The sequence below is a fragment of the Pseudomonas sp. SCT genome, assembly GCF_003864275.1.
Classification (GTDB): Bacteria; Pseudomonadota; Gammaproteobacteria; order Pseudomonadales; family Pseudomonadaceae; genus Stutzerimonas; species Stutzerimonas stutzeri_AE.
This window is the reverse complement of record NZ_BDJA01000007.1, coordinates 135553-154188: the sequence shown is the minus strand read 5'-3', so window position 1 is coordinate 154188 and position 18636 is coordinate 135553. Positions and strand designations below refer to the sequence as shown.

15 protein-coding genes are annotated in these 18636 nt (G+C 63.5%); all 15 read right to left on the bottom strand.

Going from position 1 to position 18636, the window contains the following annotated elements:
* Window positions 1-16 precede the first annotated feature (16 nt).
* Window positions 17-931, bottom strand: coding sequence for a dTDP-4-dehydrorhamnose reductase (rfbD, locus tag BHD08_RS17910; protein ID WP_106157138.1), 915 nt, complete (start codon window positions 929-931; stop codon window positions 17-19).
* Entirely contained in the window at window positions 928-1473 is a 546-nt protein-coding gene (gene rfbC / locus BHD08_RS17905; protein ID WP_125023935.1) for a dTDP-4-dehydrorhamnose 3,5-epimerase, read from the bottom strand. The genes rfbD and rfbC overlap by 4 nt, the downstream gene beginning before the upstream one ends.
* Window positions 1470-2342: a glucose-1-phosphate thymidylyltransferase RfbA gene (gene rfbA / locus BHD08_RS17900; protein ID WP_106157144.1), complete on the bottom strand. Its 873-nt coding sequence runs from the start codon at window positions 2340-2342 to the stop codon at window positions 1470-1472. Before rfbA ends, rfbC begins: the two co-directional genes overlap by 4 nt.
* Entirely contained in the window at window positions 2339-3409 is a 1071-nt protein-coding gene (gene rfbB, locus BHD08_RS17895; protein ID WP_125023933.1) for a dTDP-glucose 4,6-dehydratase, read from the bottom strand. The genes rfbA and rfbB overlap by 4 nt, the downstream gene beginning before the upstream one ends.
* 213 nt (window positions 3410-3622) lie before the next feature.
* Window positions 3623-4750, bottom strand: a complete 1128-nt coding sequence (locus tag BHD08_RS17890) for an ABC transporter permease (RefSeq protein ID WP_106157148.1) — start codon at window positions 4748-4750, stop codon at window positions 3623-3625.
* A 1-nt stretch (window position 4751) separates the two neighbouring features.
* Window positions 4752-7493, bottom strand: coding sequence for a ribosome-associated ATPase/putative transporter RbbA (gene rbbA, locus BHD08_RS17885; RefSeq protein ID WP_125023931.1), 2742 nt, complete (start codon window positions 7491-7493; stop codon window positions 4752-4754).
* Window positions 7490-8566, bottom strand: coding sequence for an HlyD family secretion protein (locus BHD08_RS17880; RefSeq protein WP_015278883.1), 1077 nt, complete (start codon window positions 8564-8566; stop codon window positions 7490-7492). The genes rbbA and BHD08_RS17880 overlap by 4 nt, the downstream gene beginning before the upstream one ends.
* 117 nt (window positions 8567-8683) lie before the next feature.
* Window positions 8684-9313: an ABC-type transport auxiliary lipoprotein family protein gene (locus tag BHD08_RS17875; RefSeq protein WP_125023928.1), complete on the bottom strand. Its 630-nt coding sequence runs from the start codon at window positions 9311-9313 to the stop codon at window positions 8684-8686.
* On the bottom strand, window positions 9310-10248 hold the full coding sequence (locus BHD08_RS17870; RefSeq protein WP_125023926.1) for an MlaD family protein: 939 nt from the start codon (window positions 10246-10248) through the stop codon (window positions 9310-9312). Before BHD08_RS17870 ends, BHD08_RS17875 begins: the two co-directional genes overlap by 4 nt.
* A gap of 2 nt (window positions 10249-10250) precedes the next feature.
* Window positions 10251-11036 (bottom strand): ABC transporter ATP-binding protein, encoded by a 786-nt coding sequence (locus BHD08_RS17865; RefSeq protein ID WP_125023924.1) that lies wholly within the window; start codon window positions 11034-11036, stop codon window positions 10251-10253.
* On the bottom strand, window positions 11033-12181 hold the full coding sequence (locus BHD08_RS17860; RefSeq protein WP_125023922.1) for an ABC transporter permease: 1149 nt from the start codon (window positions 12179-12181) through the stop codon (window positions 11033-11035). The genes BHD08_RS17865 and BHD08_RS17860 overlap by 4 nt, the downstream gene beginning before the upstream one ends.
* A 144-nt stretch (window positions 12182-12325) precedes the next feature.
* A complete protein-coding gene (locus tag BHD08_RS17855) occupies window positions 12326-13462 on the bottom strand; it encodes a catalase family protein (RefSeq protein WP_125023920.1) in 1137 nt (378 codons plus the stop codon).
* Window positions 13463-13489: 27 nt separating this feature from the next.
* Window positions 13490-15361, bottom strand: coding sequence for a di-heme-cytochrome C peroxidase (locus tag BHD08_RS17850; RefSeq protein WP_125023918.1), 1872 nt, complete (start codon window positions 15359-15361; stop codon window positions 13490-13492).
* 93 nt (window positions 15362-15454) lie between these two features.
* On the bottom strand, window positions 15455-15991 hold the full coding sequence (locus BHD08_RS17845; RefSeq protein WP_125023916.1) for a hypothetical protein: 537 nt from the start codon (window positions 15989-15991) through the stop codon (window positions 15455-15457).
* Window positions 15988-18606, bottom strand: a complete 2619-nt coding sequence (locus BHD08_RS23270; RefSeq protein ID WP_256678722.1) for an SH3 domain-containing protein — start codon at window positions 18604-18606, stop codon at window positions 15988-15990. The genes BHD08_RS17845 and BHD08_RS23270 overlap by 4 nt, the downstream gene beginning before the upstream one ends.
* Between the last annotated feature and the right edge of the window lie 30 nt (window positions 18607-18636).

Genomic DNA, 18636 nt, shown 5'->3' with positions numbered 1-18636 from the left:
GCCACCGCCAGCCAGCTCAGCGGCCGACTGTGGCAGTCCGGGGCGCGCTTGCGGCAGCCTGCTCATCGCTCTGAACAAGGCATTCATGCAGAGCGGTTTCCCAGTCCGGCAGATGGATGCCCCAGTCATGCTGCAGTCGCGCGCAATTGAGCCGCGAATTCAGCGGGCGCTGCGCAGCGGTCGGGTAATCCTTGGACAGGATCGGGGTGATCTCGGCGCGCAAGCGGCCCTGCTGGCGCAGGTGCTCGGCGATGCTGCAGGCGAAGCCGTACCAGGAGGTTTCGCCGCCCGCAGTGAGGTGGTAAAGGCCACTTGGACCGGCTTCGCCAGCGCTGCGCTTGCGCACCATTTCCGCGGTGGTGCGGGCGATGGTCGCGGCCCAGGTCGGCGCGCCGATCTCGTCGCTGACCACCGACAACGCATCGCGCTCCTGCAGCAGACGCTGCATGGTCAGCAGGAAATTCTTGCCGTGTTGTGAATAGACCCAGCTGGTGCGCAGGATCAGGTATTCCCCTCCGACCGCCTGAATCGCCTGTTCCCCGGCCAGCTTGCTGGCGCCATAGACGCTCAGCGGCTGCGGCACGTCGGCTTCGCTATAGGGTTCGTCCTTGCGGCCGTCGAACACGTAGTCGGTGGAGTAATGGATCAGCGGCACACCAAGGCGCGCAGCCTCTTCGGCGAGTACCTGCGGCCCGCGAGCGTTGACCGCAAAGGCCAGCTCACGATGGGTTTCCGCCGGGTCAACGGCGGTGTAGGCGGCCGCATTGATGATCAGGTCCGGCCGCAACAGGCGCACCTGCTCACGGACCTGGTGTGGATCGGACAGGTCCAGCGCGTTGTGCCCAAGGGCCAGCAGTTTGCCGGCGCCAGCCAGTTCCAACTGCAGCTCGCGGGCAAGCTGCCCCTGGCTGCCGGTGATCAGGATCTTCATGGGAACAGCTCCGCGTCGCTGAGGCGCTTGCCAGCCTGGTCCTTGGCGGACAGTTGTGGCGGCTCGTCGAACGGCCATTCGATGCCGAGCTCCGGATCGTTCCACAACAGGCTGCGCTCGTGCTCCGGCGCGTAGTAGTCGGTAGTCTTGTAGAGGAATTCGGCGCTCTCGCTGAGCACCACGAAACCGTGTGCGAAGCCTTCGGGTATCCACAACTGGCGCTGGTTCTGCGCGCTCAGGTGAGTGCCGAACCAGCGGCCGAAGCTTGGCGAGCTCTTGCGCAGGTCGACGGCTACGTCGAACACCTCGCCGGCCACCACGCGCACCAGTTTTCCCTGCGGCTGCTGGATCTGGTAATGCAGGCCGCGCAGCACGCCGCGCTGGGACTTGGAGTGGTTGTCCTGGACGAACTGGCGCTTGAGCCCCGTGGCCGCTTCGAAAGCGGCCGCGTTGAAGCTCTCGTAGAAGAAACCGCGTTCGTCGCCGAAGACCTTGGGCTCGATGATCAGTACGTCGGGAATGCTGGTTTCGATGACCTTCATGCGTCTTCACCCGCCAGCTTGAACAGGTACTGGCCGTAGCCGGTCTTGCCCAGGGCGTCGGCGCGGCGCAACAGCTGCTCGCGGTCGATCCACTTGTTCTGGTAGGCGATCTCCTCCAGACAGGCGACCTTCAGACCCTGGCGGTGCTCGATGGTCTGCACGTACTGCGAGGCTTCCAGCAGGCTGTCGTGGGTACCGGTGTCGAGCCAGGCGAAGCCACGGCCGAAGCGTTCGACATTGAGATCGCCGCGCTCGAGGTAGGCCATGTTGACGTCGGTGATCTCCAGCTCGCCGCGTGGCGAGGGCTTGATCGACTTGGCGATCTCGATCACGTCGTTGTCGTAGAAGTACAGGCCGGTGACCGCGTAGCTGGACTTGGGCTTCTTCGGCTTCTCTTCGATGGACAGCGCCTTGCCGTTCTCGTCGAAGTCGATCACGCCGAAGCGCTCCGGGTCCTTGACCCAGTAGCCGAACACGGTGGCACCGCTTGGCTGGGCTGCGGCGCGCTGCAGCTTCTCGGTGAAGTGCTGACCGTGGAAGATGTTGTCGCCGAGGATCAGGCACACCGAATCGTCACCGATGAACTCTTCACCGATCAGGAAGGCCTGCGCCAGGCCATCCGGCGAGGGCTGCTCGGCATAGCTGAAGTTGACGCCGAACTGGCTGCCGTCGCCCAGCAGGTTCTTGTACTGCGGCAGATCCTGCGGCGTGGAAATGACCAGGATGTCGCGGATGCCCGCAAGCATCAGCACCGAAATCGGGTAGTAGGCCATCGGCTTGTCGTAGATCGGCAGGAGCTGCTTGGATACGCCAAGGGTGATGGGGTGCAGACGGGTGCCGGAGCCTCCGGCGAGGATGATTCCTTTCATGCGTTCTCCAGGGCGCCGAGGCGCTCGCGTTGATAGCTGCCGTCCTGAACGCGACGGCACCATTCGAGGTTGTCCAGATACCACTGCACGGTCTTGCGCAGGCCGGTCTGGAAGGTTTCCTGCGGCACCCAGCCGAGCTCGCGCTCGATCTTGCTGGCGTCGATGGCGTAGCGCAGGTCGTGGCCCGGGCGATCCTTGACGAAGGTGATCAGGTCTTCATAGCGCGCAAGCCCGGCGGGCTTGTTCGGTGCCAGCTCTTCCAGCAGCGCGCAGATGCCGCGCACCACCTCGATGTTCTTCTGTTCGTTATGGCCGCCGATGTTGTAGGTCTCGCCGACCTTGCCTTCGCTGACCACCTTGAACAGTGCGCGGGCGTGGTCCTCGACGAACAGCCAGTCGCGGATCTGCGATCCGTCGCCATAGACCGGCAGCGGCTTGCCATCGAGGGCGTTGAGGATCACCAGCGGGATCAGCTTCTCCGGGAAGTGGAACGGCCCGTAGTTGTTCGAGCAGTTGGTGATCAGCACCGGCAGGCCGTAGGTACGCTGCCAGGCTCGCACCAGGTGGTCCGACGAGGCCTTGCTGGCCGAATAGGGCGAGCTGGGCGCGTAGGGTGTGGTCTCGGTGAACAGGTCGTCGACACCATGCAGGTCGCCGTAGACCTCATCGGTGGAGATGTGATGAAAGCGGAAGGCCTCGCGACGCTCGACCGGCAGGCTCTGCCAGTAGGCGCGGGTGGCCTCGAGCAGCTGATAGGTGCCGACGATGTTGGTCTGGATGAATTCGGCCGGGCCGTCGATGGAGCGGTCGACATGGGACTCGGCGGCCAGATGCATGATGGCGTCCGGCTGGAACTCCAGCAGCGCCTCGCTGACCCGCTCACGATCGGCGATGTCGGCCTGGAGGAACTGATAGCGCGGGTTGTCTTCCACGGCTGCCAGCGACTCCAGGTTGCCGGCATAGGTCAGTTTGTCCAGGTTGAGCACGCTGTGCTCGGTATCGAGAATGAGGTGGCGGATCAGTGCGGAGCCGATGAATCCGGCTCCACCGGTAACGAGAATGCGCATAGTGATGGGGCTTCCTTGGCGCGCTGTCGAGCGTCAGGCTCTTAGCATGTCGGCACGATAGACCGGCCTTCGATACAAAAATTCCCGAGCGCTTTGGGGTGTTGGGTAACCATCTGGTTACCGACACACGTTCAGCACGCCGGCGTGCCGCTAGAACGCTCGGAGGTAGAGAGGCCGGTTCGCTGTTGATGAACCTGGCAGGCTACACCGACGCTAGCGCAACGACACCCGCAGCCGCGACAGCGCGCCAAGAAAGAACACCGTGCCGATCACGCCCAGGGCGAGCAGCTGCGGCCAGACGATGGAAGGGCCGGCGCTGCGGAACAGGATCGCCTGGGCCAGTTCGACGAAATGCGTGGTCGGCGCCACCAGCATGATGTTCTGCACCAGCTCCGGCATGCTCTCGCGTGGCGTCACCCCGCCGGAGAGGATCTGCAGCGGGATCAGCGTGAGAATCACCAAGAGGCCCAGCTGCGGCATGGAACGCGCCACGGTGCCGAAGAAGATGCCCATCGAGGTGGCGGCGAACAGGTGCAGCGCCGCACCGCCGGCGAACAGCCACAGCGAGCCCTGGATCGGGATGTCCAGCCAGCCCTCGACGACGAAGCGCAGGGCGAACGCCGCTGCCGCCAGCACCACCAGGCCCATGGCCCAGACCTTGCCGACCATGATCTCGAACGGCGTCACCGGCATCACCAGGAGGTGCTCGATGGTGCCGTGCTCGCGCTCGCGGATCAGCGCCGCACCGGTGAGGATGATCGCCAGCATGGTGATCTGGTTGATCACCTCGTTCACCGCGCCGAACCAGGCGCGGCTGAGGTTGGGGTTGAACGCCGTGCGCACTACCGCCTCGACGGGCAGCGCGTCACTGCTGCGATAGCGGCGAACGAATTCGGCGGTCTCGCTGGCGATGATCTGCTGAATGTGCCCGGCGCCGGTGAAGGCCTGGCTGACCTGGGTGGCATCGACGTTGAGCTGGATGGTCGGCTGGCGGCCGGCGAGCAGGTCCTGCTGGAAACGCGGCGGGATGTTCAGGGTGAAGGTGTAGAGGCCATCGTCCATGCCGCTGTCCATCTCCTGCAGGCTGATGGCCTTCGGCTCGATGAAATAGGGCAGCTGGAAGGCATTGATGATGCGCAGCGAGGCCTGCGAGCGGTCCTCGTCGACCACCGCGATGCTGGCGCGGTGCGGCGCCTCGGGAATCGCCGTGGCGCCTTCGTAGATGGCCAGGGTGAACGAATAGATGATCAGCACCAGCATCGCCGGGTCGCGGTAGAGGCTGCGCAACTCCTTGAGGCCGAGCTGGAAGATGTTGCCGAGCTTGCGTCGCAGGCCGCCCATGTCATTTCTCCTGCTTGCGCAGGCCGGCGACGCTGAGCAGGGTCAGCAGCGGAATGGCCAGCAGCATGGGAATGAAATAGGGATACAGCTCGGCCAGCCCGAGCGCCTTGGAGAATACCCCGCGGCTGATGATCAGGAAGTGGCTGGTCGGGTAGAGCTTGCCGATGAAGGCGCCGGCGCCCTCCATCGCCGAAACCGGGTGGATCAGTCCGGAGAACTGGATGGCCGGCAGCAGGGTGACGATGGTGGTGCCGAAGATCGCCGCGATCTGGCTATTGAGGATCGATGACATCAGCAGGCCCAGGCCGGTGGCGCAGGTCACGTAGAGCAGCGCGCCAAGGCAGAGGGTGAGGATGCTGCCCTTGATCGGAATACCGAAGACGAACACCGCCAGCAGCGCCAGGGTGGCGAAATTGAACATGCCCAGGGCGATATAGGGCAGCTGCTTGCCGAGCAGGAATTCCAGGCGGGTGGTCGGCGTGACGTAGAAATTGGTGATCGAGCCCAGTTCCTTTTCGCGCACCACGCCGAGGGCGGTGAGCATCGCCGGGATCATCATCAGCAGCAGCGGGATCATCGCCGGTGCCATGGCTGGCAGGCTCTGCACGTCCGGGTTGTAGCGATAACGAATGGCCACGTCAGCCGGTGCCAGCTGGCCGTCGACGCCCGCCTCGCGGGCCAGCTGCTGCAGGTAGTTGAGGTGGATGCCCTGCACATAGCCCTTGATGGTGTCGGCGCGCATCGGCATGGCGCCATCGATCCAGAACGCGACTTGCGGCACCGCGCCGCGCTTGAGGTCGCGGCCGAAATTCGGCGGAATCTCCACCGCCAGGCTGATGTCGTTGCTGCGCATGCGCTGGTCCAGCTCGGCATGGTTGGCCAGCGGCGCCTGCTCGATGAAGTAGCGCGAGCCGGCCATGTTCAGCAGGTAGTGCTGGCTGGTGGTGGTCTGGTCGCGGTCGAGCACGGCGTAGGTCAGGTTCTCGACGTCGAAGCTGACCCCGTAGCCCATGATGAACATCAGCAGCACGCTGCCGAGCATCGCCAGCGTCGCGCGGATCGGGTCGCGGCGCAGCTCCACGGCCTCGCGGCGGGTGTAGCTGAGCAGGCGGCGCAGGCTGAAGCGGGCCTGACGGCCATTGTTGCCGGCCGGTTGGATCGGGTTGCGCGTCGCGGCAGGAGGCGCTGCTGGCTGTTCGGCGGCATGTGCGGCGGCGGCTTCCTCCAGGTAGGCGATAAAGGTCTGTTCCAGCGTCGGCAGGCCGCGCTTGGCCATCAGCGCCTGCGGCGTGTCGCTGTCGAGCACGCGCCCGGCGTGCATCAGCGAGATGCGATCGCAGCGCAGCGCCTCGTTCATGAAGTGGGTGGAGATGAAGATGGTCACGCCGTCTTCGCGCGACAGCTGCACCAAGAGCTCCCAGAAGCCGTCGCGGGCTACCGGATCGACCCCGGAGGTGGGCTCGTCGAGGATGAGGATTTCGGGGTTGTGGATCACCGCCACCGCCAGCGACAGGCGCTGGCGCACGCCCAGCGGCAGGCTGCTGGGTAGGCTTTCGGCATCGCCGGTGAGGTCGAAGCGGGTGAGCATCTCCTGCACGCGCGGCCCGCGTCGTTCGGCCGGCAGGTGGAACAGTCGTGCATGCAGGTCGAGGTTCTGCCGCACCGTCAGCTCGCTGTACAGCGAGAATGCCTGGGACATGTAGCCGACCCGCTGACGGGTCTGCATGTCGTGCGGGTCCACCGGTTTGCCGAACAGCAGGGCGTCGCCCTCGCTGGCTGGCAGCAGGCCGGTGAGCATCTTCATGGTGGTGGTCTTGCCGCAGCCATTGGAGCCGAGGAAGCCGAATATCTCGCCGCGGGCGATGCGGAAATTGACTTGATCCACTGCGACGAAATCGCCGAAACGCATGGTCAGGCCGTGAGCCTCGATGGCGATGCTGTCACTGTGCGGCTGCGGCGGGATGACCAGTTCACGATGCTGGCTGCGCTTGGCTTCCGGCAGCAGGCGGATGAAGGCCTGCTCCAGCGAGTCGCTGTTGGTGCGCGCCAGCAGCTCGGCTGGCGTGCCGGTGGCAAGTATGCGGCCGGCGTCCATCGCCACCAGATGGTCGAAGCGCTGCGCTTCGTCCATGTAGGCGGTGGCGACCAGCACGCTCATCTGTGGGCGCTCGCTGCGGATGCGTTCGATCAGTTCCCAGAACTGCGCGCGCGACAGCGGGTCGACGCCGGTGGTGGGCTCATCGAGGATCAGCAGGTCGGGGTCGTGGATCAGCGCGCAGCAGAGGCCGAGCTTTTGCTTCATGCCGCCGGAGAGCTTGCCCGCCGGGCGTTCGACGAAGGGTGCGAGGCCCGTGCTACGGGTCAGTTCGGCGATGCGCCAGTGGCGCTCTTCGGCGTCTTGACCGAACAGCCGGCCGAAGAACTCAAGGTTCTCGAACACCGTCAGCGTGGGGTAGAGGTTCTTGCCCAGCCCCTGCGGCATGTAGGCGATACGCGGGCAGACCGCGCGGCGGTGGCCGGCATCGCCCATGTCGCCGTCGAGCACCTGCACTTGGCCCTGCTGCAACTTGCGCGCACCGGCGATCAGCGCCAGCAGGCTCGACTTGCCGACCCCGTCGGGGCCGATCAGGCCGACCATGCAGCGCGCCGGCAGGCTCAGGCTGAGGTCATCCAGCGCGCGGGTCTTGCCGTACCGTAGGCTGACGCCGCTGATCTCGGCGACCGGGGCAGGGGACGTGTTCATTTGCCGACATTGATCTGCAGGTGTGCCGGCCACTCGGCGTCAGCGTCGAGCTTCAGATAAGCCATGCCGGGCAGCCCGGTCTTGACCTGCTCCATGTGTTTTCTCAGCAATTCCGGGTCGATCCGCGCCTTGACCCGGAACATCAGCTTCTCGCGCTCGCTCTCGGTTTCCACGGTTTTCGGCGTGAATTGCGCGACGCTGGCGACATAGGTGACCTTGGCGGGAATCACGTACTGCGGCGCTGCATCGATCACCAGGCGCACCTCGCTGCCCATCGCCACCCGGCCGGCCTGGCGCTCGGGAAGGAAGAAGGTCATGTAGACGTCGGCCAAGTCGACCAGATTGAGCAGCTTGCCGCCGGCGCCGAGCACCTCGCCCGGCTGCGCCACGCGGTACTGCACGCGCGCCACGCGATCGGTCTTCAGTTCGCTATCCGTGATGTCCGCCTGCAGCCGCACCACGCTGGCCTGGGCCGCCTCCAGCGCCGATTGCGCTTCGATGACCTGGGACCTGGCGGCGGCGATGCCGGCATCGGCCGAGAGCACCTGCGAGCGCGAAGCGGCCAGAGCAGCCTGCGCGCTCTGCATGGCGGCGAGGTCGTCGTCCAGCTGCTGGCGTGGCAGCGCATTACGGCCGACCAGGGTTTCGGTGCGCTGATGGCGTTTTTGTGCGGCGGTCAGTTCGGCGCGGCGCTGCAGCACCACTGCTTCGGCCGTGGCCTTCTCGCTCTCGCGTTGGGTGACCAGCGCCTGGGCGGTAAGGATGGCGTTTTCCGCCTGGCGCACCTGGGCGCGGGCCTGGTTGAGCTGGGCGTCCAGCACCTCGGTATCCATACGGGCGATGACCTGGCCGGGCTGGACGAAATCACCCTCGTCGACACTGATCTCGCGAATGCGCCCGCCGAGCTTGGTCGCCACATCGATCTCGGTGGCCTCGATGCGGCCATTACCGCTGGCGAATCCCTCGCCCAGGCCATCGGTGCGCAGCTCCGACCAGGCCAGCAGGCCGATGACCACGAGCGCGACGAGCACGAACAGCACTCGGCGAAGAGTTTTCTGGGCTGGCGCTTTCATGAACTTTCCTTACGTGAAGCGATAGTTCGCATGCTAAGCGATTGCCCTGAAGGTTACGCTTAGCCTGAGTCAATAAAACTGCTGTTTAACGATTTTATCTGACCGTTTCGCCGGACTTCACTGCGCGGGCTGGCTTTTTGCTACCTCGATCGTCCAGCGTTGCAGCTGACGGCTGAGCTCGTCGCTGGCCTGGCCGAAGGCGTCCACCACGCTTTCCAGCTGCGGGCTCGCGCTGGGCTGACGGATTTCGAAGTGGCGGCTGGCGAGGATGCGTTGATCGACAGCGGATACCAGCTGGGCGTCCAGGCGGACCAGCACCCGCGGCTGGCCATCAACGTATTCGCTCTGGAAGGCGCGCAAATCGCTGAACAGCTCCAGCTCCGCGAACAGATTGCTGTCCTCATTGCTCACCGCCACCGCCACCGGTCCGCTCCGGCGGAACTGCTCGATCAGCCGGTCGCGCAGCAGCGTCGGAGCGGCATCGCTCCAGCGTGCGCCCTGGTAGCTGCTGATCTGGTTGCCGTCCGGCACCACGGCGATACGCGGCCCGGCCAAGATCCGGCTGGCATGCGGGGTGTGGATACGCAGCGCCTGCTGCAGGCGCTCTCCCTGCTGGCCGGCCGGCGCTTCGCTGGTCGGCAACAGGTACACGCGGATTGGTTCGGCCTCGGGCAGCAGGGTACAGGCCGCGAGCGTGCCGAGCAGGGTCGCGAGGGCCAGGGGGCGGATCAGTGCACGGCGGCTCATGGGGTGAACTCCTGGATCTTCTCGCGGCCGAGCAGGAAGCCGCTTGGATTGTCTTCGAGGCGCTGGGTGACACGGCGTAGCGCACCGAGGGTGCCGCGCAGTTCGTTGATTGCCGGGCCGAGGTCGCTGAAGCCCTGCAGGCCGTTGTTCAATGCGCCCTGATTGCTCGACAGCAGCTCGTCGAGGCGCGAAGTGGCGCGCTCCAGTGCGGCCATTGACGCGCCGGCGCTGCCCAGCAGCTGGCGCCCTTCGTCGTCGATCAGGCCATTGGCGTTCTGCGTCAGCCGAGTGATTTCCGCCAGTGCGGTGTTGGTCTGCTGCCCCAGTTGGCCGAGCTGGGTCAGCGCTTCGCTGAGATCGCCCCGTTGCTCGGCCAGCACGCTGGTCGCCTGCTCCAGATTGGCCAGGGTGCGGCCGATGCGACCGGCATTGTCTTCGGAGAGCATCAGGTTAGCGCTGCGCAGCAGGTTGTTGATGTTGGTCATCAGGTCTTCGCCGTTCTCCAAGAGCGCGCTCAGCGGCGATGGGTCGGCGATGATCAGTGGCGGCTCGCCGCGCTTGCCTTCCAGTGGTGGGCTCTGTGGCGTGCCGCTGTGCAGCTGGATGATCATGCTGCCGGTGATGTTGGCCAGCGCCAGGCGGGCGCGGGTGTCCTGCTTGATCGGCGTGCCGGAATACACGCGGATACGCGCCCGCACCTTGCGTGGGTCGTCCGGCTCCAGCCACAGCGCTTCGACGTCACCGACCTTGATGCCGCTGTACTCCACCGAGCTGCCATTGGACAGCCCGCTGACCGCGCGATTGAAGCTGATCTCGTAGTAGTTGTACTCGCGGTCCATGCTCGACTTGCCCAGCCAGAGGGCGAACAGCAGGGCGCCGCCGACTGCCAGTACGGTGAACAGGCCAATCAGCACGTGATGGGCGCGGGTTTCCATTTTCAGCTCTCCAACAAGTCAGCGGCCTGCTGCGCCGCCCGGCCACGCGGGCCATGGAAGTAGTCGCGAATCCAGGCGTCGTCGGTGGCTTCCACCACCGCCAGTCGATCGGCCACCAGCACGCGCTTGCGCGATAGCACGGCGACCCGGTCGCAGATGGTGTAGAGCGTATCCAGATCGTGGGTCACCAGAAACACGCTCAGACCCAAGGCATCGCGCAAGGTCAGGATCAGCTGGTCGAAGGCCGCCGCGCCAATGGGGTCGAGGCCGGCGGTGGGTTCGTCGAGAAACAGCACCTCAGGGTCGAGCGCCAGTGCCCGGGCCAGGGCGGCGCGCTTGACCATGCCGCCGGACAGCTCGTCGGGATATTTGCAGGCGGCATCCGCCGGCAGGCCGGCCAGCGCCAGCTTCAGCCGCGCCAGGTGTTCGGCGTCGCGGCGCTCAAGCCCGGCATGCTCGATCAGCGGCAGGGCGACGTTCTCCTGCAGGTTCAGTGAGGTGAACAGCGCGCCGCGCTGAAACAGCACGCCGAAGCGCCGTTCCACCTGCGAGCGGCGTTCGGCCGACAGCTCCAGCAGGTTCTCGCCAAATACCGTTACGCTGCCGGCGTTGGGCCGGCGCAGGCCGACGATGCTGCGCAGCAGCACCGACTTGCCGGTGCCCGAGCCACCGACCACGCCGAGAATCTCGCCACGGCGGATGTCCAGGTCGAGATTCTCGTGCACGGTCTGGCTGCCAAAACGATTGACCAGCCCGCGTACCTGGATCAGCGCGTCGTTGCTCGTCACCAGCCCATCTCCATGAAAAACATTGCGGCGATGGCGTCCAGCAGGATCACCATGAAGATCGCCTGAACCACGCTGGAGGTGGTGTGCTCGCCCACCGACTGCGCGCTGCCACTGACCTTGAAGCCTTCCAGGCAGCCGATCACCGCGATGACGAAGGCGAATACCGGCGCCTTGGCCAGGCCGACGAGGAAATGGCTGACGGCAATGTCGCGCGCCATGATGGTGAAGAACATCGTCGGTGAGATGTCCAGCGCCAGCACGCAGACCACCAGCCCGCCGGCGATGCCGCTGAGCATGCCGACGAAGGTCAGGATCGGCAGGGTGATCAGCATCGCCAGCACCCGCGGCAGTACCAATAGCTCGATCGGGCTCAGGCCAAGGGTGCGGATCGCGTCGATCTCTTCATTGGATTTCATCGAGCCGATCTGCGCGGCGAAGGCGCTGGCGCTGCGCCCGGCCAGCAGAATCGCCGCCAGCAGCACGCCGAACTCGCGCAGGAAGGAAAAGCCCACCAGGTTGACGGTGTAGATGGTTGCGCCGAAGTCGGCGAGCACGGTCGCGCCAAGAAAGGCCACCACCGCACCGACCAGAAAGGTCAGCAGTGCGACGATCGGCACCGCGTCCAGCCCGGTCTGCTCGATATGCACGGCCAGTGAGGTCAGCCGCCAGCGCCGCGGTCGCGGCAGGGTCAGCAGCAGCGTCTGCAGAGTCAGGCCAGTGAAGCCGAGCAGCTCGCGCTGCTGCTTCCATACCGACGTGACCGTGCGGCCGATATGCGCCAGCAGATCGCCGAATTCATACCCGCGCGGCGGCTCGGCGGCATCCGGTTGATCCAGGGCGGTGGCGACGGTGCGCAGCAGCGCCAGGCGCTCTGCCGGCAATTGCGGCGCCCAGGCTTCGATGGCGGCGATCCGCTCGCGGCCCAGCAACTCCACCAGCAGACCGGCGCCTGCCGTGTCCAGCGCACCGAGCCCGCTCAGCTCGATCTGGCTGCGCTCGTCGATCCGCGTCCTGAGCCGCTGCACCTCACGTCGCAGTGCCGCGTAATGGGCGAGGGTCCAGTCACCGAGGATACGCGCCCGCAATGGTGAAGCCCCTTGATCGAGGGTCACCGAACCGGGAGACGAGGACAGGGTGGCGCTCATCTGCTGCAAACGGGTGCCTATGTCGGGCGATGGGGTACTGATTGATGCTAGCAGGGCTCTGCCCGGCAAGACAGGACCGGGTCGCCCTGGGTCGGCAATCGGCGGCAGGCGTCGGCTGCTGATCCATGGACCACGACGGTCGCGTCAAAGTGCGCCGTTACGCTCGAGCCGGTAGCTGCTGATCGCCTCGTACACCGCCTTGCGCAGCCGATTGATGCCGCCGATGGGGCGATGCTCCGGCAGTGCGTGCCAGGGGTTGAAGCTGAGGTTGTCGCAGGCGAGGTTCTGCTCGGGGCTGTCGAAGTCCTGCGGCGGCAGGCGGATGTCGGCGACCGTCTCGAATGGCGCGATGGCCTCGTCCCACTCGATGCTGGTGTCCTCGATGGGCATGTAGTGCTCGGCGTTCTGCCGCTGCACCTGCAGGGCGAAGCAGGCGGGTGCGCGGTCGAGGGACAGCTGCTGGTAGAGCGCGCTGCGCAGGAAATTCGGCAGGTCGCGGTTCTGCTCGGGCAGCTGGTAGGTCGGGCAGTTTTCCGGCGTCGGGATGACCCTGTACTTGATGTTGTGCGGGCCGAGCTTGTACGGCGCCACGGAGCTGTAAGTGGTGGCAACCGGGCTCTGGGGCGCGGGCGCCAGGGTCTGCAGCGCGATGAACAGGTGGCGCAGCTCCCAGCTGCGCGGATCGATACTCGGGAAGAACGCCAGCGCCTTCTTGCCCTGCGCCTGGGCGGCGAAGTTGCTGCGGTATTCGGCAACGTCGCGGACGAAAAACACCGGGTGGTTGAACATCACGAAATCCTGCTCGCTGGCGTGGCGCGGGTCACGCGTGAGCTTTTCCCCCGGCACATCGAGCAGCTTGATCGCCATGCCGCGGGCGTCCCGGATGCGGTCGAACTGCGGATAGGCGTTGCCGTTGGACAGCCGCACCCAGGCTTGCCAGGTCTTGCCGGGCTCGCTGAACACACCCTGGCGCAGTGTGGGTTTCAGGTCGGCGCGCACGCTGACGTCGGCGCGCACGCAGCCGTGGGCCTTGGCATGGGCGTCGCGCAGCACACGGGTGTTCTCGCTGTGCTGTTCGACCACAGCGATGGCGTCGGCGATGATCGCCTGGGTGTCGGCCGCTTCGCTCGGGGAGACGACCTCTTCGCTGGAGACGGGGCCGCGATGGGTGAGGTGAAAGTGCACGGCGGCAATCGCCCAGCCGGCCAGGCCCACGGCGGTGACGGCAAGCAGCAGTCGGCCCAGCAGGCGGCCGATCCAGAGCCAGAGTCTTGTCAGCATGAGGCAGATCCTTGTGCGAAGGGCAGTTCAGCGGCAGCGTGGGCCGGGGTTGTGGGGGCGCGCCGGCAGTTCCTCGAGGCGCGGTTCGAAGCGGGGGTCGCCGAGCACCTTGAGGTACTCGACCAGCGCCCAGCGCTCATGCGACGCCAATGCCCGGCCGATCACGCCATTGCCGCGGCAGCCGGCGCGGAATTCGTGGCCGCGGTTGCTGTTGCCGGTGATCGCGGTATCCAGCAGAAAGCCGCCGTCGAAGCGCTCGGTGCGAATGCCCACATGCCGCGGATCGTATTCGCGACTGCCGACCCAGAACTGCTTCTGCCGCTCGGCCACCGGTGACAGCAGCTGGAACAGCGTCGGCACCGAGCCGTTGTGCAGGAAGGGCGGCGTCGCCCAGATGCCGCCCAGCGGGCGCGCCTTGTAGCCGCGAATCTCCTGTACGCCGATCTGCAGACCGAAGCCGTCGAACGTCGCGCGCTCGGTCTCGTCGATGCCGGCGTCACGGTAGGCGCGCTCCTCGACATAGGCGGTGATATAGGCCAGCCCCTTAGCGCTGGACAGGCTGGCAAGATCAAGCGGGGCGGATGGCGCGACATACAGCTGCACATCCAGGCGATCCAGCTCATCCTGAGTCCAGCCCAGGCGGGTCAGGTCGAAGCGGTGGTCGGCAATATTGTCGGCCGTGGTCGGATCGGTACCGACGAAGGAGGTGGGGATCAGCTTCATGCGCCACTCGGGGTCGCGCTCGGCAGCGAAGCGCTTGTCGACCGGCTTGGGCCTGGCATCGTGGCAATGCGCGCAGTTTTCCTTGTACAGCGCGCGACCGAGGCTGGCCTGCTTGAGATCGATCGCGCCCAGCACGTCTTCGGGCCAGCGGGGCGGGGCCAGCTGCATGAGGGTGGTTTCCAGCCTGTGCAGGTCGCGTACGCGAACGCCCGATGCGTAGCGCTCGGCTTCGGCGACGGGCTGGCCGTTCTCATGCAGCAGCCGCAGCGTGGCGCCAACACCCAGCGCCTCGCCGATATTGCGTGCCATCGGCTGCATGGCCGAGCCGTTCCACTGCACCCAGTCGAACTTCCAGATATCCCACAAATGCGGGTAGCTCACCGGCGCGTTGGCCACGCGGTAGTTCGCTGGATCGATGGCGTCGCCGAACACGCTGTTGGCGATGCGGCCAAACGCATCGGTACGGCCGAAGCCTTCTTCGGTGGGGTAGAGCCCGCGGTGCCAGTCGTTGTAGGCGGTGCCGAGCAGGCGGTCGAGCACCTGCTTGAAGTCGTGGCGCAACTGCGCGCGGTCCTGCTCGTAGCGCTCGCCCAGCACCTGCTCGGCGAAGCGGCGGAACTTGAGCGGGTTGTAATAGGTGAAGGCCATGCTCATGCCCAGCGCCTGGCCAAAGGCGCCACCGCGCAGGGTCGGCACAGTGGAGGCCAGCGAATGCATCGCCGCGCCACCGTCGATACGAATGGCCTGACCTTGGTAGCGCAGCTCGCCGGTGTGGCAGGCCGCGCAGGTCACATCCAGATAGGCGCGACCGGTCTCGTCGTCCTCATGGCGGGCAAAGCCGACCGGCAGGTTGCCGGGGTTCAGCGCGGTGGCTTTTTGCGCGGGATCGACCAGAAATCCGAAGCGGGCGAGGTAGTCGGGCGTGGCGAACCTGTCCCGTCCGAAGGGCAGCTCCAGCGCGCGGAACCAGTCGTACTCCAACCCCTTAACCTGGGTGCCTTGCGGCGTGTAGTAATAGGTCTGCCGCTGCGTGGCGTCCCACTGCTCCAGATAATGCAGCGCCTCAGGCGCTTCGTATTCTGGAAGGTTCGGGTAGGCCACAAAATACAGCCCGACCCCCACGGCCAGCACGGCCAACAACAAGACAGCCCCCAGGGCTCGGCGCAGCAATCGCATCGTTACATCCTTGTAGCGTCATGGCGAGTGCGCGTTTATGGCAGGGTTGTGGGGTGATGGCAATATGCTTTTTGGGAAACTTCAAATTATGGCTCAATGGCAAAGGTGCAAATTTGCGTCTCCATTAATTTCTGCGAGCGCTTCCACGTCAGAATTCTTTGACGCCGTGTTTTGATTGCGCTGATCAACAGTTATCTCTTCGCCAGCCCATAACCAAGCATCGTTATTGGTCGCCCATTGTCCTCCGCAGAATGAGCCTGTTTCCTGTCGTACGATACAACCGCTCGCCATTTCAACGAAGGCGCAATAAGCACGATCGTAATCTTCTTCCAGAGCGCCTCCTTCAATACTTCCACGGATGGTTTTTTCAATCTTTAGATATCTGCTGCCCTCAGAAAAGTCAGAAGGTAGGCTTGCATAAAAGTAGGCTTGCTCTTTGGGGAATAATTTATAATGGTTACCATTTTTCAAAAAATAAACGCTACGCCAAAAGCCCTTTTCGGGATCCGCAAAAATTACTTGACCGCCGTGTGCCTTCAGGACCGATTGAGCTTCAGCCCAGGCCGTAGTATTAGCTGCAGTGAAATAAATAAATAATGCTAGTAAGATTTTCATGTTCATCAATCTCATAGCTTGTCCTTAAGATGTTGATATCTGATTGGTGCGACACTCTGGCCATTTACTATAGCCATTCTTCTTGTGTTTCCATAATCGTTTAGAATTGAATGTTCATATTTTTCATGGTTGTCACCCCAGTTAATTGGTTCTTGGGCGGCACTTGGATTGCTGTCAAAGAAACGCTGTAACGCAGCACCAAAATCGCGACTTACATAGCCTGGCCGGTTGATGTGGTGGTCAAGTACGGTCGCTTTTCCGAGGGGTGATTTTAGATAGTCCTTAAGTTTAAATCCGGAGCCGGAAGGCTTAATCTCCATTGCCTCATGTTTGAGGCGTTTTGCAAAGTCCAAGACTTGTTGTTCTTGGAATTTCTCATGGGTTATTGCTTTTAGGATTGAGCTTAAAGGAATGGAGCAAATTTTCTGTTTTCGAGAGAAAGTAGTTTCGTTAAACCCTTCGCGTAGTAGTCGTTTAAGTTCGGCGCCAGTATAGTTTTCACCTTTTGTGAAGCTTTGGTGCTTATAGTACATTCTCGCAGCTGTGCGAGGGCCTTCCACTGACCATCCACAGTTCTCGAATAATTCTTTATAGAGTTGAGGTTGGCGCTCTTTAAAATCAAAAACCTGAATAGGGAACTCTCCTGCGCCGGACAGATTTATCGTTTTTTGCATGGCGCCTGCAGTAAGTATTTCGCTGTCGTAAGACTGTAGCGAATCGATTTTTCCCTCGTTGGGAGACATCGCAATGAATATATTTTTTTCCTCTTCAGTGACGATGCCTGTAGCTACAGTTTCGTGCCAATTAGCGTAGCTTTGTAAGTCAATTGAGCCAGTGTATAGCGGGCCATAAATTGTCGTGCTTTGCCCTTTGAAGCGGACACAGGAAAATATTTTCCCTAAGTTACATCCACAGTCAGTGCTTTCATCCTGGCGGAGTAGGCTCACAATCTTGGTTGGGTTCAAGTGCCAAGCCATTCCATCCGCCCGGACTGCGTGCTTCTCAGCTAAATCGCTCCACCAACTCAACGTCTCGATTCGCTGTTTTTCCACCTCCCAAACAAGGTTCGGTTTCCCGGGCTCCTCCGCTAACAAGGGATCAAGCTCATCCCACTTGCCCTTGCTCCAGAACCACTCGCTTTCATATTTGGCGACCAGTTGACCAAGCACTTGGGCATGCCAAGGCCTGGCCAGCGCTGCTTGGATTTCAGCGCTGGTCAATACGCCATCCTTATCGGTATCGGCGATATCGTAGAGTCGAGCGAGCGTTACGATTGGGCCGCCATCGGCTTTGCTGATCTGCGCCCGGTAGTTGTGCTGTTCGTCTGCGCTTAGCAGGCCTCTGGCATTGAACGCGTAGGCGAGCTTTTCGACGGGCGTTCCGGTTTCCTCAATGCACTGGAAGCCTTCCCACTCCCACGGGCTGTGGCGAGTAGTGATCAGCTCCTGCTCGGCGAGCCAGCCGTCGATGGGGTTGCCGTTAGCGTCGGCGAACAGGCCGTCCAACCGCCACCGGTGCATAGTGTTGTCCGCGCCATCCTTGGCCTGGATTTTTCTCGAAGCGGGGAGCCCATCCAGCAAGGACTGCGGAATGATCAGGTCGACGCCGATCTGCGTGCCATCGTCATCCAGCTTGGGCGGGTTCTCGGCATTGATATCGTCCCGATGGGTGATCAGTTTGCTCGCACCTTTGTAGACCTTGAGCAGGGTTTTCTGGTCGTCCGGCAAGCGGCTGGCCCAGGCGCGGCTCCGGGCGATAAAGGAGGGCACATCGTCGCAGCTGAACAGTTCGACATGGACCATGCGCTGAGCGGCGCTGTCGTGGTTCTGGTACAGACCGGGATGGCCAATAAGGTCGCCCGCGTTGATCGGTACTCCGCTGTCGAGAACGACGACCTTGTTGTATTCCGCTGGCTCGCTGTGCGGTTTGAGCAAGCTGGTGGACACATAGCCGGGTAGTTGCCTCTCGTCGTCAGCTGATAGGACGGGTTGTGCCGTCCCGCTGAGCAGGCTGACCAGCTTGCTGAATTCGCCTTCCGCTCTGCCAATGGTGATCTCGGCACCCTTGGACAGCGTCGACAGCTTAGTGGTGTTCTTGCTCGGGCCTGCGCGGACGCTCAGGCCATCCTGCTGCGTATTCACGGTGTAGCGTTTGGTTTCCCAAAAGGTGGGGCGCGGCAGGTCCGGTTGCGCTTGGTAGCCCGCCCAATCCAGCAGGTGCATGTACAGGCTGTAGAGAGTGAGGCTTGGAGGAGTTTGTCCTTCGACGATGCTGCCGTCAGCGTTCTTCAATGGCGGTGGCTGCAGGCTGTGCTTGACGAGAACGAACCCTGTTGAAAAGGGTGCTCGCTTGACGCGCGGGATATCGTCAGTGAATTCGCTGACCGGGTAGCGCTCGTCGATACGGTAGGCAATCACCTCCCCGTCGGCGATACAGCGCACGCTCGACTGGTCGAATGCGGCAGCCGTGCCTTCGTCGAAGTGCACGCCGCCATGCCATAAGCCGTTTTCGCCGGTGGGGTAGAACCCGCCCTTGGCCTGGGCCATATGCGTAAGCAGCTGCAGCGGATTGTTGCTGGTGTCCTTGCTGGGAAACGGATAAGCCCAGTTGATCGGCTTTTGTTCGGCCATGTTCGATGCTTCCTTGCGTTCGAGCCGGCG